Source organism: Desulfotignum balticum DSM 7044 (assembly GCF_000421285.1).
Lineage (GTDB): Bacteria > Desulfobacterota > Desulfobacteria > Desulfobacterales > Desulfobacteraceae > Desulfotignum > Desulfotignum balticum.
This window is the reverse complement of sequence record NZ_ATWO01000001.1, coordinates 952,833-976,065: the sequence shown is the minus strand read 5'-3', so window position 1 is coordinate 976,065 and position 23,233 is coordinate 952,833. Positions and strand designations below refer to the sequence as shown.

The following is a 23,233-nucleotide window of genomic DNA, read 5'->3' as shown; positions in this document are numbered from 1 at the left end:
CAATGGATTTAGCATTATCAAAAGAACAGAAAATGCTCACGAAATCAGTTCGTGACTTTATGCGGGACAAATTTACCAGAGATCTTATTGATCAGATCGATGAGGGGGATCTGGGCTATTCTCCAGAAACCTGGGATAAAATAGCGGAACTGGGCTGGATGGAAATCGTATTTCCAGAAAAATACGATGGTGCCGGGATGTCCTTTCTTGATCTGGCATTGATGCTGGAAGAAATCGCCAGGATCCGTCCCATCAGCCCTTTTTTTTCCACCATCATTCTGGGTGGACTGCCGGTCCTTGATTTGGGGAATGAGGATCAGAAACAGGCGTATCTGCCTGAAATTACTGCCGGAAAAACCATTGTCACACTGGCACTTTTGGAAACCACTGCGCAATATGACGCGTCCGGCATCCACCTGAGGGCGGTTGAGTCCGGGGATGGATTTGTTTTGAACGGTTCCAAAATTCTTGTGCCTGATGGACATGTGGCTGATTATCTGATCTGCGTGGCCAGAACCGGTGAAAATACGTCACCCGCAGAAGGAATCACCCTTTTCATTGTTGACATCAAAAGCCCGGGGATCAGCTGTCGACATCAGAAAACCCTAAACGACGACATCGTATCCGAAATTGTTTTTAAAAATGTCAAAGTTCCTGGAAAAAATATTTTAGGCACGATCGGTGACGCGTGGAATGATGTTCAAAAGATTCTGGACCGGGCCGCAGTCGCAAAATGCTGCGAAATGGTGGGTGGAGCCCAACGGGTTCTTGAACTGAGTGTAGAACACGCAAAAAAAAGAAAACAGTTCAACCGCCCTATCGGCAGTTTTCAGGCCATTCAACATCACTGTGCCAATATCCTTTCAGATGTGGATTCCTCACGCATGATCACCTATGAAGCCGCCTGGCGGATCAGTGAAGACATGCCCTATGCTGTCGAATCAGCCATGGCAAAATCCTGGACCAGTGAAGCCTACAAGCGGGTGGTTCACTTAGGGGTACAGATTCACGGGGGTAGCGGTCTTATCACCGATTATGACATGCACCGGTATTTCAAAGCGGCCAAAGTCGGGGGACTGATGTTTGGAGACAGTCTTTATCATCGAAAATTATTGACTGAACGGTTGAATGATTTCAAAGAACCGGTGACCAACAGATAACCTCTTTACCCCGGACTGAAAATTTTGTGGATTTCAGTCATTACATCGGAAACTGAAAGAAAGGACCCAAAATGATAGAGGCATCACCAAAACTCACGTTTGGCACAAGGGCGGCCGACTGGACTGAAGGTATCAATTTCAGCCGTATGAGAAAAGACCGGCTGGCCAGAACCCATGCAGCGTTAAAACAAAACGATATCACCGCATGTCTGCTGACAAGACCTGAAAACATTCGATACGCAACTGCCGGCAGAGGACTGGATTTCATCGACCAAAGCCGATATGCGCTGATCACCGAGAAAAATGAGCCGATTTTTTATGAATCGCATGGTACATTGGCCGGCATACATCCCTGGGTGAATCCGGAAAATATCCGGCAGTCCTTTCATTGGGCCAATCAGGCCTGCGGCCCGACCGCTGTCTGGGAGTCGGCCAAAAAATTCGCTGATTCCATTAAACAGGAATTAAAAACCCAGGGGCTGGAAAAAGAAAAGATAGGTATCGATACCGTTGACGAACCAGGCCGGCTGGCACTAAAGGAAGCGGGAATAAAGACAGTCAACGCCATGCCCGTCATGCTGGAAGCTCGTGCTGTCAAAACCCAGGACGAACTCAACTGCCTGAGAATGGCCGTAGCTATCACCGAAATCGGCTGGTGCGCAATATACGACGCTCTGAGGCCGGGGGTTCGGGACTGCGACCTGGTGGCTGCAGCCCATGAAGCCATGTATAAAGCAGGCATCGAAGACATATGGATGGTCATTCTCAGCTCTGGGGGACCTCCCCAGGTTATGGATAAAATTATTCGGGTGGGAGACGTGGTCACCGTTGATTTCGTCCGGTGTACCTACATGGGCTACAACACCTGCTGGTATCGCAATACCGTTGTCGGAAAAAAACCTTCGGCCCAACAGATGGACAAATACAAACGGATGAATGACCGGCTTTACAAGGTACTAGATGCCATCAAACCCGGCGTTACAACCGCCGAGGTGGCCAGACTCTGGGAACCGGCAGACCAGAAAGGGTTCACATCCGAAGAGGCGGCCTGGTGTGATGATATGGGCCACGGCATCGGCCTGTCGCTGTATGAATACCCGGTAACCAACCGACTCTGGTCACTGGACCATCCACAGACCTATGAAAAAGGCATGACCATAGCGGTTGAGGCGCTGGACACCATTGATCCCTCTTTAGGCAGAATCAAGGTGGAAGAGATGGTAGTTGTCACCGACAACGGCGTTCAGATCCTGAATACGCTTCCCAGTAAAGGACTGATGGTGGCACATCCGATTCAAATTGCCGAATAACAAAATAAATCTCAAAATTTTAAAGGAGTTTCAAAACATGGCATATGACAAATTATTTGAACCGATCAAGATTGGATCAACCGAGCTTAAGAACAGATACGTAATGGCCCCGTGTAATTTTTTGTTTCCGGACTGGACTGGAATGATCACGGAAACGGACATCGCATATTATGTGGCCCGGGCAAAAGGCGGGGCCGGCCTTTGCATCGTCGGTGCGATTCTGTGTACGGACATCGGCAAGCCGGTGGCCAATATTCCCTGGCCCTATCTGACTTCCATCGAGCACATTCCCGGGATGTCCATGCTGGCGGAAAGCATTCGGGTGGCCGGATCCAAAGCCATTGCCCAGATTCTGCCGGCCAGCGGCAGCCGGGGCAATCCCATGCGGGATGACGTGCAGCCGTTTGCCCCGTCCGAAGACATCGATTATGTGTTCGGCACGGACCAGTCCCACGGCCAGGCCGAAGACATCATCAAAAAACGGATGAAAGGCAAATGGCTTAAGGAAAAATACATGCGGCATCCCAAGCCCCGAGCCATCACAGTGGCGGAGATGGAACAGCTCATCGAAGAATCGGCCCGGAATGCCAAGCTGGCGGTGCTGGCCGGGTTTGACGGGGTGGAACTGCATCTGTGCCATCACTATATTCTGGACCAGTTCCGTGATCCCCGGTTTAACTTGAGAACCGACAAGTACGGGGGAAGCCGGGAAAACCGGCACCGGTTCATTCTGGAATATGCTGAAGCGGTCATCAAATCATTGCGGGAAGAGCGGGAAGATTTTACCATCGGCGTGCGTGTGGGCAGTGAATGCGGCGGTGAAGGCGGATATACCATTGATGACACCAAGTGGCTGGCTGAAAAGCTCCAGGAACTGGGCATTGATTACTGGAGCACCACCGCGGGATTCCCGCCGATACCGGGCTGCAAAATGGACAGCAAAGAGGACGGCGGTTTTCTGCAATGGTCCAGAAAGCTCAGAGATGTTGTCAAGGTACCGATTCTGACAGCCAGTGTGCATTCACCGGATCTGGCCGAAGAAGCAGTCACAAAAGGATGGACAGACATGGTCGGACTGGGACGTCCGCTGGTGGCGGACCCGGATCTGGTCAATAAGGTCAGGGAAAACAGGGTCGCCGATATCAACCGGTGTAAAAAGGACAATCTGTGCTGGGTGGGCTTTGACTTATGTCTGCCGGGCAGGTGTTCCGCCAACCCGGGACTGGGAAGGGAAAAATACAATCCCAGATACATGCTGACAGAAGGGTTCAAAGGGGCAAAAATGCTGCCCCATGTTCTCCGGAAATAATCTGAAAAATATTTTCCACATTGGATAAAAGGGGGATGATGACCATGAGATGGCAGGACAGATACAAGAAAAAACTGCTGACGGCTGAACAGGCAGCCGGTCTGGTGACCAGTGGTTCTGAGGTGCTTTTTTCCATGATGAATCAACCTATGGATATCGGGCATGCATTGGCCAGTCGATATAATGAACTGGAAAATGTCACCATCACCTCTCACTGGGTGGAAGATTATCCATTTTTGCATCCGGAGAAACATCCTGAAATGACGAAAGTATTCTCAATTCAGGATGCGTTTCCACTCAGACACACCCGAAAAGAAGTCCAAGAACACCAGGTCGACTACAAACCCACGGTTTTCGGACTCAGTGACGGCAAAAGACAAAAGGACAACAACCGCGGAAGCCTCTATCACTTCAAGGATTTCTTCTTTCTTAAGGTGGCACCGCCCAATTCGTCCGGTTACTGCAGTTTCGGTCACCAGACCTGGTATTCACCCAGTGCCTGCAAGACAGCCAAAAAAGTTATTGCAGAAATAGATCCGGACATTCCCTGGGTATTTGGTGAGTATATTCACATGGATGACATTGATTATTTGGTGGAAGCACCCATGGAAGAACCCGCTGCCAAAGTGGATCACGCTCCAGCGACTTCCACGGAGGACTGGGAGCTGTCCCAGGTGATCGGTGTCCACACAGCGTCTCTGATCAGGGATGGCGACACACTCCAGATCGGCACGGGAACCGCTTCCGAAGCGGTGATCAATTTCCTGGACGATAAAAACGACCTGGGGATCGATACGGAACTGATATTCCGTCAGTTGATTGACATGAAGCAGCGGGGCATCATTACGGACAAAAGGAAAAATATTGATCGCGGAAAAAGTGTGGCATCCAGTTTCCGGACCTATACAGGTGCTGATCCCGACATTCCGAAAGCATTGAAATACATCAGCCAGAATCCGGGATTCGAGTTCCGGGACATTTCATATATCTGCAATGTGCCGCGGATTGCCCGGCAGGATAATATGGTTGCCATTAACAATGCGCTGGCTGTCGATCTGATGGGGCAGATCGTGGTGACCCATGTGGGTCCCAACCCCATCGGCAGCCCGGGAGGTTCCATTGAATACTGCCTGGGAGCCCACTACGCCAAAAATGGCCGGTCCATATTTGCCCTGCCGTCAACGGCATTGGGCGGAAAGGTCTCCCGAATCATGCCCCGGCTGGATCCGGGAGCTGTCGTGGCAATTCCCATGTTTTATGCGGATTACATCATCACTGAACATGGGGTTGCCAACCTGGATTGTAAAAACCTGCGGGAACGGGCAGAGGCATTAATCTCAATTGCTCATCCGGATTTTCAACCGGAACTCAAGGCTGAAGCAAAGAAATTATTTGGCCTTTGACACGTGATACGTTACTATCCAAATGATCAGGGAGCTGACGATCATAAGGGGGAGAAAAGCTGTCATGAATAATGCGTTTTTTGACTTTCGAATTGACAAACGGACAGCGGTTGTCGAATTGGTGAATACCGTACCGGACCCAAGTGGTTTCATGGATTTCTGCGTTGCACTGACGGAACTGTGTGGGCAGATCAGGGTGACCCCGGACATCCATGTATTGACGATCATCGATCGATCAGGAAGCGCATTCTCCTTTACGGAAGAGATCATTGAGCAGACCGCCCGGTTGCCGGATTTGATACAGCGTCAGATACAGGTGATGATTGAATCTCTTTCAGAACTGGATCGACCGGTTATCGCTGCGATCCAGGGGGATGCAATTGGATTCGGCCTGGAAATGATCCTGGCCTGTGACATCAGGTTTGCAACGACTCGATCTCGCTTTGGCATCCCCGGTATCAAAAACGGGTGGATTCCCTGGTGTGGCGGCAGCCAGCGGCTGCCCAGAATTGTCGGCCGGGGAAAGGCATTGGAGGTGCTTTTGATCGGTGAACCGATCAATGCCCTGGATGCCAAGGAAATGGGGCTGCTTTACCGGGTGCTTCCGGAAAGCGATCTGGTGCCGTCTGCTATGAAATTGAGTGACACCCTGGGTGAAAAAGGTCTGTTATCCATGGGCTACATCAAGGAAGCGGTCAACAAAGGGATGGACCTGACCCTTGCCCAGGGACTTAGACTGGAAGCCGACCTGTATTATCTGCTGCATACCACCAATGACCGCGCAGAAGGGATCAAGGCATTTCAGGAACGGCGACCGCCCGATTTTTCCGGAAAATAACATCCGATAAGAGGTTCAGATGAACGCTTTCAAAACTTTGCAGTATGAAAAAGAACGGGGCATCGCTCAAATCACCCTCAATCGTCCGGATGCGTTGAATGCCTTCAGCATACAGATGCGTGATGATCTCTATAGTGTCCTGGAAGCCATCAGGGATGATGATGACGTCAGGGTGGCCGTGTTGAAAGGTGCCGGTGAAAAAGCGTTTTGTGCCGGCGCGGATCTGTCTGAATTTCTGACGGCCCCTCCCCCGGTTCAATCCCGCAAGATCCGTTTTGAAAGAGATGTCTGGGGCCTGTTTACAAGAATGCCTCAACCTTTTATTGCGGCCCTGCACGGCTATGTCCTGGGTTCGGGAATCGAGATGGCGCTATGCTGTGACATTCGCATTGCTTCGGAAGATGCCCGGTTCGGATTACCGGAAGTGGCTCTAGGCATCATTCCGGCGGCCGGCGGCACCCAAACGCTTCCACGCGTCATCGGACGGGCCCAAGCCATGGAAATGCTTTTAAGCAATCGATGGATCGATGCACAGGAAGCAAAAGACAACCATCTGGTGAACCTGGTAGTTCCCAAGAACGTGCTTTATGATCAAGCCTGGGAATGGGCAAAAAAAATTGCCGCATACGATCCGCTTGCGGTGAGGTATCTAAAACAGGCGGTTGTCAAAGGGATGGACCGCTCACTGCCTGACGGTCTTGACCTTGAAAAGATTCTGGCAGCCCGCCTTAAGGCGGAACGCCCGCCTCAAAAGTAGTTCGCTGTGATGAATCAGAACTCGGTTTGCCGACTGCTGGACATTTCCCACCCTGTTCTCCAGGGTGGAATGCTCTGGATCGCCAGTGCCGAACTGGCATCCGCAGTCAGCAATACCGGCGGTCTGGGTATCATCAGCCCCATGGCGGCCATGGCAGAACAAGGAAATCCCGTTGAAAATCTGAAAAATCAGATTGCCGCCACCCGGCGGCTTACATCAAAGCCCTTTGGCGTCAACATTCCCCTGGACCTTTCCATTGCCGGAAACCTGATCTCAACGGTGATGGATGAGCCTGTTGGCATCGTGATTACGGCAGCCGGGGATCCGTTCATTTTTACCGGTCTGTTGAAATCCGGCGGGATCCGGGTACTGCATGTTGTCGGCAATGTCTCTCAGGCGGTGCGCGCGGAATCCGCCGGCGTGGACGCCGTCATCGTCGAAGGTATTGAAGCGGCCGGTCATAACGGTGTGGATGAACTACCGCTGTTTTCTTTAATCCCTCAGGTATCGGATGCCGTTGGAATTCCGGTCATTGCCGCAGGGGGGATTGTCGATGGCAGGGGAATGGCTGCGGCGTTCTGTTTAGGCGCCAAGGGGATTCAGATGGGAACCCGTTTTGTTGCCGTAAAGGAAAACATCGCCCATGGAAACTACAAGCAGGCCATCTGCCAGTCCAAAGACACCGGCACTGTGGTAACCTGCCGGAAACTGATTCCCACCCGGAGCCTGAAAGCACCTTTCACTGCAACCCTTCTGAAAATGGAACAACGCAACTGCTCCCAGTCTGAGCTTCTGACATATCTTGGATACCGGTCCAACCGTACGGCACAGATTCAAGGGGATTTGACACGGGGTGAGGCATATTGCGGCACATCGGCCGGCTTGATAAAGCAGGTGGTGTCTGTTAAAGAGGTGATGACACAATTAACCCGTGACTTCCATAATTTGTTGAGTTACCTGCAAAACATGCAAAGTATTTGATGATGACATCCCTTTTATCTGGAATCCGGATTTTAGACCTTGCCGATGAAAAAGCAAGTTTCTGTACAAAAGTGCTGGCTCAAATGGGGGCGCAGGTTATCAAGATAGAAAAACCCGGTGAGGTCGGCCCCCGAAAAAACAGCCGGTATGGAAGCCATTTTTCCGGCAGATCCACCCGTCTTTCTTTTCTGTTCAACAACACCCACAAAGAAGGAATCACACTGGATATCGAGCATCCCCGGGGAAAAGCACTTTTTTTGGAACTGGTTCCACATGCCCATGCTGTGGTTGAGACTTACCCGGCCGGGTATCTGAAACAAATCAACCTGGATTATGAAACACTGTCTGAAAAAAATCAAAAACTGATCCTGGTATCGGTCACCGGATTCGGGCAGACCGGCCCGGCAAGCCGGGACCATTCCTGTGATCTGGTGGCAGCCGCTACCGGCGGTCAGATGTATGTGACCGGGAAACCTGGTGCCCCTCCCTTGAAACATTCGGGAAACCAGTCATACATGACAGGATCTCTGTTTGCCGCATTCGGGATTCTAATCGCCCTTCGCAAGGTCCGGATCACCGGAAAAGGGGATCATATCGATATTTCACTTCAGGAATCCGTGACCGCCACCCTTGAGCACGTCATGGTCCGCTATTTCACCGAACAAGTGATCCCTCAACGACAGGGCTGTCTGCACTGGAACGGATTTACTCACATTCTGCCATGCAAAGACGGATGGATTCAGCTGACGCTTCTGGAACAGTGGGACACACTGGTGGGATGGATGGACAGTGAGGGTATGGCAGCGGATCTGACTGAAGCAGCATGGAAAGATCCTCAGTATCGCAAAAATAACATTCAGCATATCATTGAAGTGGTCTCTGAATGGACATTGTCCCATACCAGTGAATCACTTTTCAACATGGGGCAACTCATGCAGTTTCCGTGGGCGCCTGTAACCAATCCCAAAGAAGTGTTAAACAGCCCGCAACTGGAATCAAGACAGTTCTTCAAAAAAATACCTGCCGGAGGAAACCCTGCGGTCACATATCCTGGACTCCCCTTTAAACTGACCCCATCGCTGTGTGATCCTCAGCCGAAAGCCCCGGATGCCGGAGAACACAACAATGAAATTTTTGGCGGCCTTCTGGGGTTATCTGAAGAAACCATCAGAAAACTGACCCGCCAGCGGGTGTTGTAAAAGGATCGCCATGGGTCTTCTCAAAGATATTCGAATCACCGATTTCACGCGCGTTGTGGCTGGGCCTTACTGTACGCGGATGCTCGCAGATTTCGGCGCCGAAGTCATCAAGGTGCAGTCTAAAAAAACAGCGGTCGGTGCGGAAGATAATACCCGAGGATATTTTGGGGCCTGGAACCGGAATAAAAAAAGCATTTCTTTGAACATGGCCCACTCTGAAGCCAGGGATCTGGCCGAAAAACTGGTTGCCGTCAGTGACGTGGTGGTGGAAAATTTTTCACCCCGGGTGATGGAGAACTGGAAACTGGACTACCCCCACATGAAACTGCTGAAAAAGGACATCATCCTGCTGAGCCTTTCTGGAATGGGCCATACCGGCCCGTGGAAAAATCATGTCGCCTTCGGGGCCACGATTCAGGCCTTGAGCGGATTTTCACATCTTACGGCATACGATGAAAATACGCCTGTGGGATCGGGTTTTGCATATGCAGATATTGTTTCCGGAATTTATGGTGCCATCGCCGTCATGGCGGCGCTGGAATATCGAACCCGCAACGGCAAGGGGATGCATATCGATCTTTCAGAGTATGAAGTCATGTGTTCGCTGCTGGGACCGGAGCTGATGGCGGCAAACCAGCCGGACCTTTTTCCCCGTTCATGGGGAAATGAGTCCGGAAATTCGCCGGCAGCCCCTCATGGGTGTTATCCCTGCCGTGGCACTGACCGCTGGTGTGTCATTGCTGTTTTTGATGACAATCAATGGGCTGCGTTCTGTCAGGTGCTCAACAATCCCGACTGGATGCGGGAAAAAAAATTCACCACCCTGTTTTCCCGAATATCGCATGCGGATGAACTTGACGCACACATAAGGGAATGGACAGCTGTTCGAAACGCTGAATCGGTTGTTTCAGCTCTCCAAAAGGCGGGCATTCCCGCTGGCGTTGTTAAAGATGCCCATGACCTGGCAATCGACCCGCATCTGCGTGAAAGGCGATTTTTCACACAGATGCAGCATCCGGTTTTGGGAAACGTTTCCGCAGACACATCACCCATCCGGTTCAAAAACATGCCCCGGGCCACTTTGAAAAGTTCGCCTCTGCTGGGGCAAGACAATCAGTCCATATTTGTCAATCTTTTGGGACTGTCTGAAACTGAATTTGCCGATTATATCCAACAGGGAATCATCGGCTGAACAAACACAGGAAAATCATGGATTTCAAATGGATTTCAATCTGAGCAAAGAACAGCTAATTCTCAAAAAATCAATCAAAGAGTTTGTGCGCCGGGAGGTGGAGCCGGTCGCCGAACAGACGGATCGAAATGGGTACCTTCCCGATGAGTTGATCCAAAAAATGGTGGCCCTACACCTCCCTGGGATGATTGTTTCTCAAGATTATGGGGGAAGTGGCTCAACCCTTTTTGATTGTGCGCTTGCCATTGAGGAATTGAGTTATTCCGGATGTGGGGCCTGGTGGTATGCCGCCTTTACCAATAGTCTGCTCGACTGCATTTCCACTTATGGCACCAAGCGACAAAAGAGCAAATATCTGCCATCGGTGATCAAAGGAAAGCAGATCCCCAGTATCCAGTTCACGGAAGACCAGACAGGTGCCGACCCCCGAATGCTCCAGACCCGCGCCGTTCCAGACAACAATGGGCATATCGTCAACGGCATGAAACGATTCAGCACTTTTGGATCCCGGCCCGGAAACGCAATCCTGTATGCCCTTGATCAAAATGAGATATGTACGGCATTTGTCATGGAGAAACTGGCCCCGGGTTATTCGTGCAGCAACCAATATGAACTGATGGGCAGCGGCGGGATTGAAGCGGTGGATGTGTATCTCGACAATGTCCGATTGCCGGAAGACAGCGTATTAGAGTCCAGCGGCGAAGGCTTTGCCATTCTGCTGTACTGGATTGCCATCGAAAAAATACTTCAGAACGCCGCGTGTGTGGGAATTGCCCAGGCAGCCATGGATGAGGCTATCAGCTATTCCGCTTCCCGTGCCCTACGGACAGGCCCTCAGCATCGTCTACAAGGTGTCCAGTTTATGATCGCTGAAATGTATGCCCGGCTCCAGGCATGTAGATGGGTCACCTATCACGCAGCGTTTCGCAAAGATGTGAATGATCCCGCCTGGGTCCGTGAAGCGGCTGCATCAAAAATCTTTGTGGTTCAAGCAGCCATGGAAATTGTGGACACTTCCAGAAAAATCCATGGTGCTTATGGTTATACCAAAGCCTACAAGGTCGAACGCTTGTACCGGGCCATTGCCGGCGCATCCGCCATTGCCGGGAGTTTGGAAGTCAACCGGTCTGTCGTGGCCAACGCATTGATCAGACCGGACAAAAAATAGCCTGCCGTGTTTTTCATCGAAAAACACGGCAGGTGAAAGGCCGTTTTCTATCAGCCTGTGTAACGAATCTGCTCTGCATACAGCCGGCTTTCTACGTAGACTGCCAGCGCATGAATCGCTCGGTCCGACGACCGGAACACAGCCATTCCCTGAGACAGAAGTGCATTGACCAGTGGTTCATACAGAAATCCGCCATCCACCACGCCCACCACGGGCTTCTGCAACTCAGACGCCAGTTTCGGCATCTGCAAGGCAATGCTTTCCTTGTCATCCATGTTATATTTTTTGGCTTCACATTCGGCAAGGGTCCTCATGGCCGGTGACAATGGATCCAGGCCCACCACTACCACATCGACATTAGGGTCTTCGGCCAGAAATTTCACTAAGGTGACATGAGTTTCATCATCAGCCGCCGGATTGATATCCAGTGGATTTTTAACCTCCACCAAGCCGTCCAGACGTTTGGTAGCCAAGAAATTGCTAAGTGCATGGGTCGTTTCGGTAGTGAATCCAGCCATCTGAAGGGTATAATCATCAGACCGGATATTGTCCGCCATGCCGACGGCTTCGAAACCGGCCCCGCTGACTGCTGCCAGACGGGTTCCATGGATCTTTTTGTCATGCAACCGCTGGGAAAGCATGACCAGATTCTCAAACTGGGGAAAGGTCCGTGCAATCATGCCGCCTGCCTGCTGCACACAGGATTCACAGACCGTATAATCCCCGGCCAGGGATGCGGTGTGCCCGGAGGTGGCGGTTTTGCCTTCAGGAGTCCGTCCGGCTTTATAGAATACCACATCTTTGCCGTTTTGAACCGCTTCCCGCACAGCCCGGCTGAACTCCAGCCCGTCCAGATCTTTGAACCCTTCCGCGTAAACGGCAATAACACTGATATCCGGATCATCCTTGAGGTATTTTACAATATCTCCCAACGTCAAATCATTCTGGTTTCCCACGGAGATCATATATGCCGGATCAATTTCCGGACATTTGCTCAACCGTGTGATCATAAATGCACCACTCTGACTGACAAAAGCGGTATTTCTTTTATGATCACCCCGCCGTTTGGGCAGTTTCACCTCTGGTATGAACAGGGTATCATATTTACCGGGATGTGAGATCACTCCAAGACAATTGGCACCCAGAAACACCGGTCCTCCGCCTTCTTTTAAATGGGCGTCACGGATTTTATCCATAAGATGACGGGCACGCGCTTCACTTTCCGCTGTCTCTCCCATTCCTCCCGGAATAAGCATAACCGTATTGGCGGCATCTTGTAAAATGATCTCATCCACCAGATCAGGCACCTGCTGGGCATTCACCGCCACTACAAACAGATCCAGTTTCGTATCAAGGGCGGCTAAATCCGGCACGCATCGTATCCCTTCAAACTCATCCAGGCCGGGTTTGACAATACGGATATCTTTCGAGTTATACCCATTGGCTAAAATATTGTTCAAAATGAGTCTGCCGAAATTCACTCTTCCGGTGGAAATCCCGATGATACCGATCTTGTTCGGACGAAGCAGATGCCCCACTTTATGAAACGGCCGTTTAGCCGGCAGTGGAACCGGTCTGGAAAATCGGCACATGCCATCCAGCGGTACCATCAGATAATCGGTAAATGCAAAGGGATTTATTTCCAGTTCCTCTATGACATAGGGCGCCTGCGGATTTTCCGGTGAATAGTAATTTGCCATGGCCACAAAAGAACTGAAGCATTCGACCAGTTGTTCGTCCGTAACAATCCGCCGCTGCCCCCGGGTCAATCCTGCCAGTTTTTTGTAACTGATGGTTTTTTTGAACAAACGAAAAAAGGTAGATCCATCGGTCATGGCAGTGGATGCAGTGACAATGGCCTGGCCTTTGCGGAATCGTTCCGCGTAGAGTTCCGTATCTGTCCCGCCCAAGCCTGCACTGATAACCATGCCGAATTCCCGGGTATTTCGAATCCCGACGATCAATTCATTACCGAAAGATTCTGAATCCGGCGGCATGAACTGAACAATCAAAATACCGAGAATTTCCTGGACAATGGCATTTTTCAAATCATCGCCAGACAATCCCTCATACGCATCCGGCGCTTGAATTTTCTGCCGTTCAATCTGATCTATCAAAGTGTCCGGCACTTCATACATCATGCGCCGCATGGCCGATCGAATTTTATCGGCCTTCTTCTCCACAATTCGGACACCACTGGCCTCTGTCTTATGAACAATTCCCGGAGAGACAATTTTCAAAACCACCTTGTCTCCGGGCATGGCATCTATCGTTTCATTGGAGAGCTGACTTCCCTTAGCCACAAAATTGACGGAAGGTGGTGTTTCAGCACCCGAATCCGCCAGCAGGCGATATGTTTCATGCTCAAACAATATCTCGCGTCCCTGCTGTTCCGCCTCCCTGAAAAGCACCGTAATCGCGTCAAAATCAATTCGCAGCTCTGGTTGATAATGCATGGCTGATCCTTTTGCTCAATCCGAGGATGGAAGCGGTTTCGGTTCCTGGAGCTTCATTTTATTCCCACAGCATTCGGGGGCACCCTCTCCCGCTTTGGTGCACAGCACTTCAGCACCACAGGTTTCACAATGATACCGTTTACCGAGTTGACACATCTGACTCCCCTTCTGATATTTATTTTTTTAATTCTACAGGTTGACCGCAACAGCAAAGGTCTCCTTTGCCCGGTCGGGTCACGACATATTCTGCCCCGCATTTCTTGCATAAATAACGTTTACCGACTTCAGTCGCCATTTTGTCCTCCTTAAATGTTTGGATTGTTCCATTGGAAACATTATAATTCAATTTCTCTTAAATCGGGAGAAAAAATTAATTTCGCTCCTGTCACCGATTGAATCTCATCCGGCGTAACTCCGGGAAAATATTCTTCCAGCACCAACCCCTGTGGCGTAACTTGAATAACCGCAAGGTCAGTAAAAATTTTTTTCACCTTGCAAACACCGGTGGCGGGATATGTCAGGGTTTCAACAATTTTTTTCTCTCCTTGGGATGTCGTATGTTCCATGGCAATGAACAGGTTGCTGGCACCTGCTGCCAGATCCATGGAACCGCCAATATTTCCGACATTCCCAAGTCCCCGGTCAGGATTATTCCAGGAAGCGAAATCCCCCCTGGCACTGACTTGAAAAGCGCCCATCACCGTGACATCCACATGTCCACCTCTGATCATTGTAAACGAATCACAGATATCAAAATAAGCGGTTCCCGGCATTTCCATGATCGGCTGACAGCTGGCATTGACCAGGTCCTGATCCACATCCTCTTCAAATGCCAGGGGTCCAGCTTTCAGCATACCGATTTCCGATTGTAAAACAATATCTCTGCCCTCAATCCAGTTGCCGATCAGCGTGGGAATGCCGATCCCGAGATTGACATAGGACCCATCTGAAATATCCTTACAGACGCGCATGGCGATAATCTCTCTTGGAAGACCTTCAAATTTTTTCATTGTTGTCCTTTCCAACTATATACCGATTGAAATCTGCGACCGGGGTACTTTGACGACGCGCTGAACAAATATCCCCGGGGTGTGCACCTGATCCGGCAGAATCTCTCCGGGTTCCAACAGGTTTTCCACTTCAGCAATAGTTATTTTTCCGGCAGTGGCCATGACATGGTTGAAATTTCTGGCCGTTTTCCGGTACTGAAGATTGCCTTCTGAATCACCAGCATACGCATGGACAAAAGCGATATCCGGTTTAAGCGCATATTCCAGCACGTACTCCCTGCCGTCAATGATCCGGGTTTCCTTGTCGGCACAGCAGGTCTGACTGTTTGTGATCCGAGTATTTCTGACCAGAGTACCCGTACCGGTCGGAGTATAGAACGCAGGAATCCCGGCTCCGGCGGACCGATATTTTTCTGCCAGTGTCCCCATGGGATAAATTTCCAATTCAATACTGCCGTCTCTGACGTGCTGTTCAAAGGCATTGTCCAGCCCTTTGCTGATGGAACGGGGCAGGGCATAGGAATCGATCACTTTGGCAATCTGATTATTGTCCATCAACGTCTGTGCCTCTTCTATAGCCCCCAGCAGGGGACCGGAGCCGCAAGCCAGGGTGAGTTTCCTAGAACCATTTTTCACCAGAGCCTTTAAAAGCCCTCTGGGAACACCGGCGGTAAAAAACCCCCCCACCGCGATGACCATGCCGTCTTCCACATCGTTCAAAGCCTGCTGTATATCTTTATATACCTTGTTCATACTTGCTGTCTTCCCCCTCTTTTTTTACCGAAAATACTATCAACCGTCTAATTAAGATAATCTGCCGAGGGTACTGATTATTGAATGCTAAACCGCTCCCCTGAGTTTCTGGGTCGCTGTTTCATAAATCTCAAATGTTTCTGGATCAATGACCACCTTATACACTTCCCGGGCCATTCTCACCGAGACCAGTTCATTCTTAACGTCCATCCTCACCGCCTCGGGATCCCGCTCTTCAGGAAGTCCGATGCCTGCACCACCGCCCGTCTTAGTGACGTACACATCCCCTGATTTCAGTTGTTGAATGACATGAGGGTGTCTGATTTTAACTCGTTCATCCCCCCGAATCACATAGGCCTCGTTGACCCGGGACGGTTGTCCACCCTGCTGACCCGGACCTTGTGTTGCCCACCCGTCACAAGGTCCTAAATTGGAAATACAGTCAGACCCTTCGTTCACCGCTTCCCATCGCACACCAGGAGCGCTTCGCCATTTACCGGCTCCGTGTGAATCCGTCATGAATTCATATTTTGTCACACGCCAGGGAAACCGGACCATCTCCTCTTCAGCATCCGCCTTACTGACGACGCCCAAGGTCCCACCGCAGGCAAAACACTGATACCCGTCATAACCATACACGGCTCCGGCACCCGCATCCGGACAGAATGATACATCGACATACAGCTCATTGGTTCTTGGATCATGGCCGATAAACATCAGTTCATTGGGGCCTGCATAAGATGCAATGGCGTGGTCCGGTAATGCCTGGGAAAGTACCGACAACACGCACTCCACCACTCTGCCGCCAACCAGGGAAGGCGCCGCCGCTACCAGACTGCCATCTGTACAATCACAGACTGATCCTTTTCTGGAAACGATGTGTAAGGGTTTCAAGCTTCCTTCGTTATGATAGGCGGCCAGTTCCGGATCCAGAAAAAGAAACACAGTGGCTACGGCCATACTCTGGAGAACAGAATACCCCATATTGACAAAACCTTTGCACTGATCATCACTTTCTGAAAAATCAAAAGTTGCTTCATCACCCTGGATGATCAATTTGCATTTGACGGTAACGGGTTTTCCCATTTCAATGCCATCATCATCTGTATTTGATTCCGCAACATATATGCCGTCCGGCCACTTGGAAATTTCTTCCCGCACCGCCTTTTCCGTCCGTCTGATCATTTCATCAATGCAGGTAAATACCGTGTCTTTGCCATATTTATCCAGCAATTCCACGGTTCTTTTCTGTGCAAACGTGGTGCTGCCGATCAGCGATTTTATCTCCCGCCGCATCATATCGGGCAATCGGTTGTTGGCAAGAATTAAGCCCAGCAAATCCTCTCTCATCTCGCCCTTTTCCACCAATTTGATCGGCGGAATATGAAGCCCTTCTGCAATGGAATCATGTGCGATATAATAAGCACCGGGAAACGAACCGCCATTGTCCGGCACATGGGTTCCCATACAGGTAAACAGGACCAGTTCATCATCGTAAAATATCGGGCAGATGAACACCCAGTCCGGAAGATGGACGGCTCCGGCATTGAACGGGTCATTGGTCATAAATACATCACCGGGATGAATGTTGTCCCCAAACTGCTTTTTCACCGCTTTGATCGGGAACGAACTTGAAATCAACCGGCAGGGAAATCCTTCCGGAATGGCGATGGCATTTCCTTTTGCATCCCAGATGCCGTAAGCCAGATCATGAAGCGTGACAGCCAGAACATTGGTCGCCGTTCTTTCAATGGTTTCTCTCATTTCTTTGCAAATCCGCTGTATGGCATGCCAGGTCGTCGCTATAGTAATGGGATCGATCTTTTCCATGTTTATACTCTCCTCATAATGTAATTACCAAAATCATCCACTTTGCATTGAAAATTCTGAGGTATCACCACCGTCGTCAAAGGCTCTTCAATAACCGCCGGTCCAAGAATCATATTTCCGGCTTTTAGCTTTTTGCCATCATAGATTTGTGTATCAATAAATCCTTCGGAAAAATAACACGGGCGCATTCTCTTCATCGCTGAAGAAGCATCTTCCGTACCTGCTTCCACTTTTTTTACATTGATCTTTTGTCTTTTCACTTTTGCGATCAACCGCAGATTTCGAAATTCAACCGACACCCATGGCAGAGAAAAGGTGTAAAGATCATTATGTTTCCGATGAAATTCATTTGTCAGTTTCTCAATATCCGCACCGATTATCTCACCATCAGGAAGTCCCATCTCTATTTCATGATATTGTCCCACATACCGAACATCAGCAGACCGGGTGAGCGTCAGATCCTTTCTGGATATATCCAGCACTTCGAACTCGCTCAGCGTCTCCGCTATCATATCTTCGAATAACCGGTTGATTTCATTTGTGTCGGCATTTTCTATTTTAGAAATATAGGATCTTAAATAATCCCGACCAATATCCAGAGAAAACATACTCCATGCACTGAACGACGGCGCATAATTGGGAATGATCACCTTATCAATATTCAGCAGATCGGCAATAAATGCACAACAAAGCGGCGTGGCTCCCCCAAATGCCAGCATGCTGAAATCTCTGACATCCACCCCTTTTTTGGTGGTGATCTCCGTGATTCCGTTGGCCATAGATGAATTTACTGTTGTCATTATGGCCTGGGAAGCTTCTTCAATGGTCATGCCCAGAGGTTCCGCAACTTTTTTTACGGCGGCTCTGGCAAAATCAACATTCAACTCCATTTTGCCATACCAGAACCCATCTGTCGGGATATATCCGAGAATCACCGCTGCATCGGCCACGGTCGGTTCTGTTCCGCCTTTGTTGAAACAGCAGGGCCCAGGATCAGCACCGGCGCTTTGCGGACCAACACGCAACAATCCCAATGGACCGATCCAGGCAATACTCCCCCCTCCTGCCCCAATGCTCTGGACATCAACCACCTTCACTCCCAGTCGCTCGTCGTTAAGCCATACACCTGGAGTCAACGTCACCTCACCCTGTTTAATCAAACTGGCATCAAAGGTCGTACCGCCCATGTCGGCACCGATAAAATTTGATTCGCCTAAAACTTCTCCCAGGAATGCACCGCCGGCCGGTGCAGCAGACGGCCCTGAACCGATCAGGTAGACGGGTTTTCGTTTGATTGCTTCCACGGACTGAGCAAACTGGTTGGCCTGCATGATCAACAGTTGCCCGTTGAATCCCGCCTTCTGCAGACCTCTCTCCAATTTTCCCATGTATTTTGATACGATGGGTCCAATACTGGCGCTGATCACCGCAGTGCTCAGTCGTGCATACTCACCCATTGTTGGAAGAATGTCGCAGGAATAGGTCACAAACACGTCTTCACCCAGAAATTTTTGGCAAAGTTCCGCCGTTTCCTTTTCATTCTGAGGGTTTGCATAAGAATTAATAAAGCAGACAGCGACCGCCTCCACTTTTTCTCTTTTCAATTTCTCGATGACAAGCTTCAGTTCCGCCCGGTTGATGGGCTTGCTCACCTCCCCGTCAAATCGGGTTTCCTCTTCCAGCGTGAATCTTAAATATCTGGGGACGATCGGTTCATAAGGTGGAATAATGGCTTCATACATTGATTTTGTCTCAATTTTGAGAGCTCGGCGCATCTCAAGAATATCTCTGAACCCGGTTGTAGTGATCAACGCCGTTTTCGAAATATTTCGTGTCACCACCGCATTGGTCGCCACGGTTGAGCCGTGTATGATCAACCCAAGCTGGCTGATAAACGCCTCTTTATCCTTGCCATACCCCTTGGCTGCCACTCCTAACACATCCAGCACGCCTTGAGAGAACTCTTTTGGAGTACTCGGCGCCTTAAACTGTTCAAAGTTTCCCTGTTCGTCCGAAACAACACAATCGGTAAACGTCCCGCCTATGTCAATACACGCCTTATACATGGTTGATCTCCTTGTTCCCTTGATGCCATCTCATGGCCTGTTACCCCTTTTATCCAATGTGAAAAAGATTTTTCAGATTATTTCCGGAGAACATGGGGCAGCATTTTTGCCCCTTTGAACCCTTCTGTCAGCATGTATCTGGGATTGTATTTTTCCCTTCCCAGTCCCGGGTTGGCGGAACACCTGCCCGGCAGACATAAGTCAAAGCCCACCCAGCACAGATTGTCCTTTTTACACCGGTTGATATCGGCGACCCTGTTTTCCCTGACCTTGTTGACCAGATCCGGGTCCGCCACCAGCGGACGTCCCAGTCCGACCATGTCTGTCCATCCTTTTGTGACTGCTTCTTCGGCCAGATCCGGTGAATGCACACTGGGTGTCAGGATCGGAACCTTCACCACATCTCTCAACTGCCTTGACCAGTTCAGGTATCCCCCGTCGACCTTGCTGTCCATCTTGGCCTCTGGGATGGGTGGAAAACCGATGGTCGTGCTCCAATAGTCGATGCCCAGTTCCTGGAGTTTGACCGCCAGCCACTTGGTGTCATCCAGCGTATAGCCTCCCTCACCGCCGCACTCACTGCCCACACGCACACCAATCGTGAAATCCTCCCGCTCTTCCCGGAGGGATTTGATGACCGCTTCAGCATATTCGAGTATGAACCGGTTCCGATTTTCCCGGCTCCCGCCGTATTTGTCGGTTCTCAAGTTGAACCGGGGATCACGGAACTGGTCCAGAATATAGTGATGGCACAGATGCAGTTCCACCCCGTCAAACCCGGCCAGTACCGCCAGCTTGGCATTCCGGGCCGATTCTTCGATAAGCTGTTCCATCTCCGCTACTGTGATGGCTCGGGGCTTGGGATGCCGCATGTATTTTTCCTTCAGCCATTTGCCTTTCATCCGTTTTGTGATGATGGTTTCCGCCTGGCCGTGGGACTGGTCCGTGCCGAACTTATAATCGATACCTTCGGACGGCGCGAACGGCTGCACGTCATCCCGCATGGGGTTGCCCCGGCTGCCGCTGGCCGGCAGAATCTGGGCAATGGCTTTGGATCCGGCCACTCGTATACTTTCCGCCAGCATGGACATCCCGGGAATGTGCTCGATGGAAGTCAGATAGGGCCAGGGAATATTGGCCACCGGCTTGCCGATGTCCGTACACAGAATCGCACCGACGATGCAAAGGCCGGCCCCGCCTTTTGCCCGGGCCACATAATATGCGATGTCCGTTTCCGTGATCATCCCAGTCCAGTCCGGAAACAGAAAATTACACGGGGCCATTACGTATCTGTTCTTAAGCTCGGTTGATCCAATTTTGATCGGTTCAAATAATTTGTCATATGCCATGTCAGTGCGTCTCCCTTCCCTGTTTGATTGATTTGCCGTGAAGCATCAATTATGCTTCAATTATTACCCCTCACTGCCTTTTGCCGTATTCCAACGCTGTCGGTGCCAACATTGAATCAAATTACCGTTGATCATTTTCCTTAACCCCGCATCACCTCCCCTTTTCAATTAAAGCTGATTCATTTATTTTCCGTGTTTATTAGTTAGTTGACGGTTTATTTTCCTGCCCGCTTTTCCAGAAAAGCGGTAACCCGTTCTTTTGATTCTTCTGTAGCACATGAAATACCAGCCAGCTTTGACTCGAGCAGCAGGCCCTGATTTAAAGAAAGATCTGCAGCATACTCAACTGCCTCCATCCCGTTTTTGACGGCAATCGCACTGTTTTTTATAATCCGGTTTACCAGTGTTTCACATCTGCTGATCAAGTTTTCCCGGGGAACCACCTCACTGACAATGCCGAGACGATATGCGGTCTCAGCATCGATAATATCTCCGGAAAGGATAAGTTCCATGGCGGCTGTTTTCCCCACCAGACGGGTCAAAAGCTGAGTCCCACCCCAGCCGGGAAGAAATCCCAGAGTAATCTCTGTCAGTCCCAGTTTTGCATTCTGCGATGCCAGACGAAACGTGCAGGACAGCGCGATTTCAAAACCACCGCCTAAAGCCAGACCGTTGACAGCCGCTATGGACGGTTTGCCAAGTTTCCTTAGGATACCAAAGGCTTCCTGGCCATAGACCGACCAATCAATTGCTTTGACCGCCTCCTGTCCGGTTTCACTAAAAATATCGATATTCGCTCCAGCACTGAATGCTTTTTCACCTGAACCCGTAAGGATAACGGCCCTGCAATGTTTATCTTCCCGACATGTTGACAGAATCTGTGCAAGATGAGCAATCGACTCCCGGGTCAGCAGGTTGAGTTTTTTGGGACCATACAATGTGATATAACCAATCCCTTGCTTAATTTCATATTGGATATCGGTGTAATTCATATTTATGATACCCCTTCCAGAAGAACTGCGAATCCCATCCCTCCCCCGGCGCAAAGGGAAGCAACCCCGGACTCCAACCCTTGATCTTGCATCTGATACAACAGCGTCACCACCAATCGACACCCTGTTGCACCCACCGGATGACCCAGAGCGATACCATTGCCATAGATATTTGTTTTTTCGCGATCCAATCCAAGCACCTTTTCACAGGCCAGATACTGTGCGGCGAACGCTTCATTTATTTCATACCGGTCAATATCGTTGACACCAAAATTTGATTTTGCCAGAACCCCTTGAATAGCGGGAACCGGTCCAATCCCCATATAGTCAGGATCCACACCAGCAACATGATAAGCACTGATCTTTGCCAACGGCTTGAGCCCCAGTTCATCTGCCTTTTCCCGATGCGTGATGATGATTGCCGAAGAAGCATCATTCATGCCGCAGGCATTTCCCGCGGTAACGGTCCCGCCCTTTTTGAAAATTGCCGGTAATTTGGCCATTCCCTCCAGAGTTGCATTGCTTCGCACATGCTCATCTGTATCAAAAGAAACAGGCTGCCCTTTTCTGCTGGGAATGGGATAAGGCGTTATTTCCTCAATGAATCTCTTGTCTTTGATCGCCCGAGCGGCCCGCTGATGGCTCAATAAGGCAAATTCATCCTGCTCCTCCCGGGATATCTCATATTTTTCCGCCAGATTTTCAGCAGTCAACCCCATGCCAACGCCAATAGAGGGTTCCTGCATCCCTTTCCAGACCAAATCATATGCCGTCAGATGTCTGAGACGCTGTCCCCAACGAGCTGAGTCCATAATGAACGGCGCATTGCTCATGCTTTCCACGCCCCCAGCCAAAACGACATCGCATTCGTCGCATAAGATGGACTGTACCCCAGACATGATGGCCTGAAGAGACGACCCGCAGGTACCATTAATTGTAAATCCAGGAGCTTCCTGAGGAACTCCGGCTTTAAATGCGGCGTTGCGGGCTATATTTTGATCAACAGGGCTGAATGCACAGCCGAACATCACTTTGTCGATCCAGCCTGGTTGGACATTTGATCTTTTCAATACTGATGTAATCACATGCCGAGCAAGATCCATGGGCGGCACATTTTTCAGGGCACCGCCAAAATCACCTATAGCCGTTCTGGATGCACCGACTATCACTATTTCCTTCATATTTCACTGTCTCCTTTTTTGAAGATGGAATTTTTAAACATCACGAAAAAAGCCTGTTCCAGTCTTTTTTTTGTGAACTCCCCAGTCTTGAAACTGGGTCACAGCCTCTGTTGCTTAAAAAATGAGTCTTGAGACCTTCCAACCAACCAAACCATATCAAACATACTAATCGGTTAGTATTTTCAGTATCATGAAAAAAAAATTGATGTCAAGCATTTTTTTAAAAATTCCTGGAAGATTTGAATACACTGTTTTATTGGGAAAGTTACTTATAAAAAT

General features: G+C 50.0%; 20 protein-coding genes. 10 read left to right on the top strand and 10 right to left on the bottom strand.

Annotated features, from left to right (window positions below):
* Nucleotides 1–2: 2 nt before the first annotated feature.
* From K365_RS0105090 to K365_RS0105045, 10 genes are all read left to right on the top strand, one after another.
* Nucleotides 3–1,160, top strand: coding sequence for an acyl-CoA dehydrogenase family protein (locus tag K365_RS0105090; RefSeq protein WP_024333772.1), 1,158 nt, complete (start codon nt 3–5; stop codon nt 1,158–1,160).
* Nucleotides 1,161–1,231: 71 nt separating this feature from the next.
* Nucleotides 1,232–2,470 (top strand): M24 family metallopeptidase, encoded by a 1,239-nt coding sequence (locus K365_RS0105085; protein ID WP_024333771.1) that lies wholly within the window; start codon nt 1,232–1,234, stop codon nt 2,468–2,470.
* Between the two features lie 37 nt (nt 2,471–2,507).
* Nucleotides 2,508–3,779 (top strand): oxidoreductase, encoded by a 1,272-nt coding sequence (locus tag K365_RS0105080; RefSeq protein ID WP_024333770.1) that lies wholly within the window; start codon nt 2,508–2,510, stop codon nt 3,777–3,779.
* 44 nt (nt 3,780–3,823) lie between these two features.
* Complete coding sequence (locus tag K365_RS0105075) at nt 3,824–5,182, top strand: acetyl-CoA hydrolase/transferase family protein (protein ID WP_169432926.1); 1,359 nt, start codon at nt 3,824–3,826, stop codon at nt 5,180–5,182.
* A gap of 64 nt (nt 5,183–5,246) precedes the next feature.
* Entirely contained in the window at nt 5,247–6,020 is a 774-nt protein-coding gene (locus tag K365_RS0105070) for an enoyl-CoA hydratase/isomerase family protein (RefSeq protein WP_024333768.1), read from the top strand.
* A 19-nt stretch (nt 6,021–6,039) separates the two neighbouring features.
* Nucleotides 6,040–6,777: an enoyl-CoA hydratase/isomerase family protein gene (locus K365_RS0105065; protein WP_024333767.1), complete on the top strand. Its 738-nt coding sequence runs from the start codon at nt 6,040–6,042 to the stop codon at nt 6,775–6,777.
* A 9-nt stretch (nt 6,778–6,786) separates the two neighbouring features.
* Nucleotides 6,787–7,758, top strand: a complete 972-nt coding sequence (locus K365_RS0105060) for an NAD(P)H-dependent flavin oxidoreductase (RefSeq protein WP_024333766.1) — start codon at nt 6,787–6,789, stop codon at nt 7,756–7,758.
* A complete protein-coding gene (locus K365_RS0105055; RefSeq protein ID WP_024333765.1) occupies nt 7,758–8,957 on the top strand; it encodes a CaiB/BaiF CoA transferase family protein in 1,200 nt (399 codons plus the stop codon). The genes K365_RS0105060 and K365_RS0105055 overlap by 1 nt, the downstream gene beginning before the upstream one ends.
* 10 nt (nt 8,958–8,967) lie before the next feature.
* A complete protein-coding gene (locus K365_RS0105050; protein WP_024333764.1) occupies nt 8,968–10,149 on the top strand; it encodes a CaiB/BaiF CoA transferase family protein in 1,182 nt (393 codons plus the stop codon).
* Nucleotides 10,150–10,177: 28 nt separating this feature from the next.
* Nucleotides 10,178–11,317, top strand: a complete 1,140-nt coding sequence (locus K365_RS0105045) for an acyl-CoA dehydrogenase family protein (protein WP_024333763.1) — start codon at nt 10,178–10,180, stop codon at nt 11,315–11,317.
* Nucleotides 11,318–11,367: 50 nt separating this feature from the next.
* On the opposite strand, the gene K365_RS0105040 is transcribed toward K365_RS0105045, so the two are convergent.
* The 10 genes from K365_RS0105040 to K365_RS0105005 all read right to left on the bottom strand — a co-directional run bounded on the left by K365_RS0105040 (nt 11,368) and on the right by K365_RS0105005 (nt 22,954).
* The gene (locus tag K365_RS0105040; protein ID WP_024333762.1) at nt 11,368–13,773 is read right to left on the bottom strand and encodes an acetate--CoA ligase family protein; all 2,406 of its coding nucleotides are present in this window, start codon (nt 13,771–13,773) and stop codon (nt 11,368–11,370) included.
* A gap of 15 nt (nt 13,774–13,788) precedes the next feature.
* Nucleotides 13,789–13,929 carry a hypothetical protein gene (locus tag K365_RS29320; protein WP_156887684.1) on the bottom strand — a complete coding sequence of 47 codons (141 nt, stop codon included), beginning with the start codon at nt 13,927–13,929 and terminating at the stop codon, nt 13,789–13,791.
* A 19-nt stretch (nt 13,930–13,948) separates the two neighbouring features.
* Nucleotides 13,949–14,068 (bottom strand): hypothetical protein, encoded by a 120-nt coding sequence (locus tag K365_RS29315; RefSeq protein WP_084489744.1) that lies wholly within the window; start codon nt 14,066–14,068, stop codon nt 13,949–13,951.
* A gap of 40 nt (nt 14,069–14,108) precedes the next feature.
* Nucleotides 14,109–14,783 (bottom strand): CoA-transferase, encoded by a 675-nt coding sequence (locus K365_RS0105035; protein WP_029724950.1) that lies wholly within the window; start codon nt 14,781–14,783, stop codon nt 14,109–14,111.
* Nucleotides 14,784–14,798: 15 nt separating this feature from the next.
* Entirely contained in the window at nt 14,799–15,536 is a 738-nt protein-coding gene (locus K365_RS0105030; protein WP_029724949.1) for a CoA transferase subunit A, read from the bottom strand.
* Nucleotides 15,537–15,623: 87 nt separating this feature from the next.
* Nucleotides 15,624–17,366, bottom strand: coding sequence for a hydantoinase B/oxoprolinase family protein (locus K365_RS0105025; RefSeq protein ID WP_024333761.1), 1,743 nt, complete (start codon nt 17,364–17,366; stop codon nt 15,624–15,626).
* Nucleotides 17,367–17,368: 2 nt separating this feature from the next.
* A complete protein-coding gene (locus tag K365_RS0105020; RefSeq protein WP_024333760.1) occupies nt 17,369–19,432 on the bottom strand; it encodes a hydantoinase/oxoprolinase family protein in 2,064 nt (687 codons plus the stop codon).
* Between the two features lie 77 nt (nt 19,433–19,509).
* On the bottom strand, nt 19,510–20,781 hold the full coding sequence (locus K365_RS0105015) for an oxidoreductase (RefSeq protein ID WP_024333759.1): 1,272 nt from the start codon (nt 20,779–20,781) through the stop codon (nt 19,510–19,512).
* Nucleotides 20,782–20,996: 215 nt separating this feature from the next.
* A complete protein-coding gene (locus tag K365_RS0105010; RefSeq protein ID WP_024333758.1) occupies nt 20,997–21,773 on the bottom strand; it encodes an enoyl-CoA hydratase/isomerase family protein in 777 nt (258 codons plus the stop codon).
* Between the two features lie 2 nt (nt 21,774–21,775).
* Nucleotides 21,776–22,954, bottom strand: a complete 1,179-nt coding sequence (locus K365_RS0105005) for a thiolase family protein (protein WP_024333757.1) — start codon at nt 22,952–22,954, stop codon at nt 21,776–21,778.
* Nucleotides 22,955–23,233: the final 279 nt, after the last annotated feature.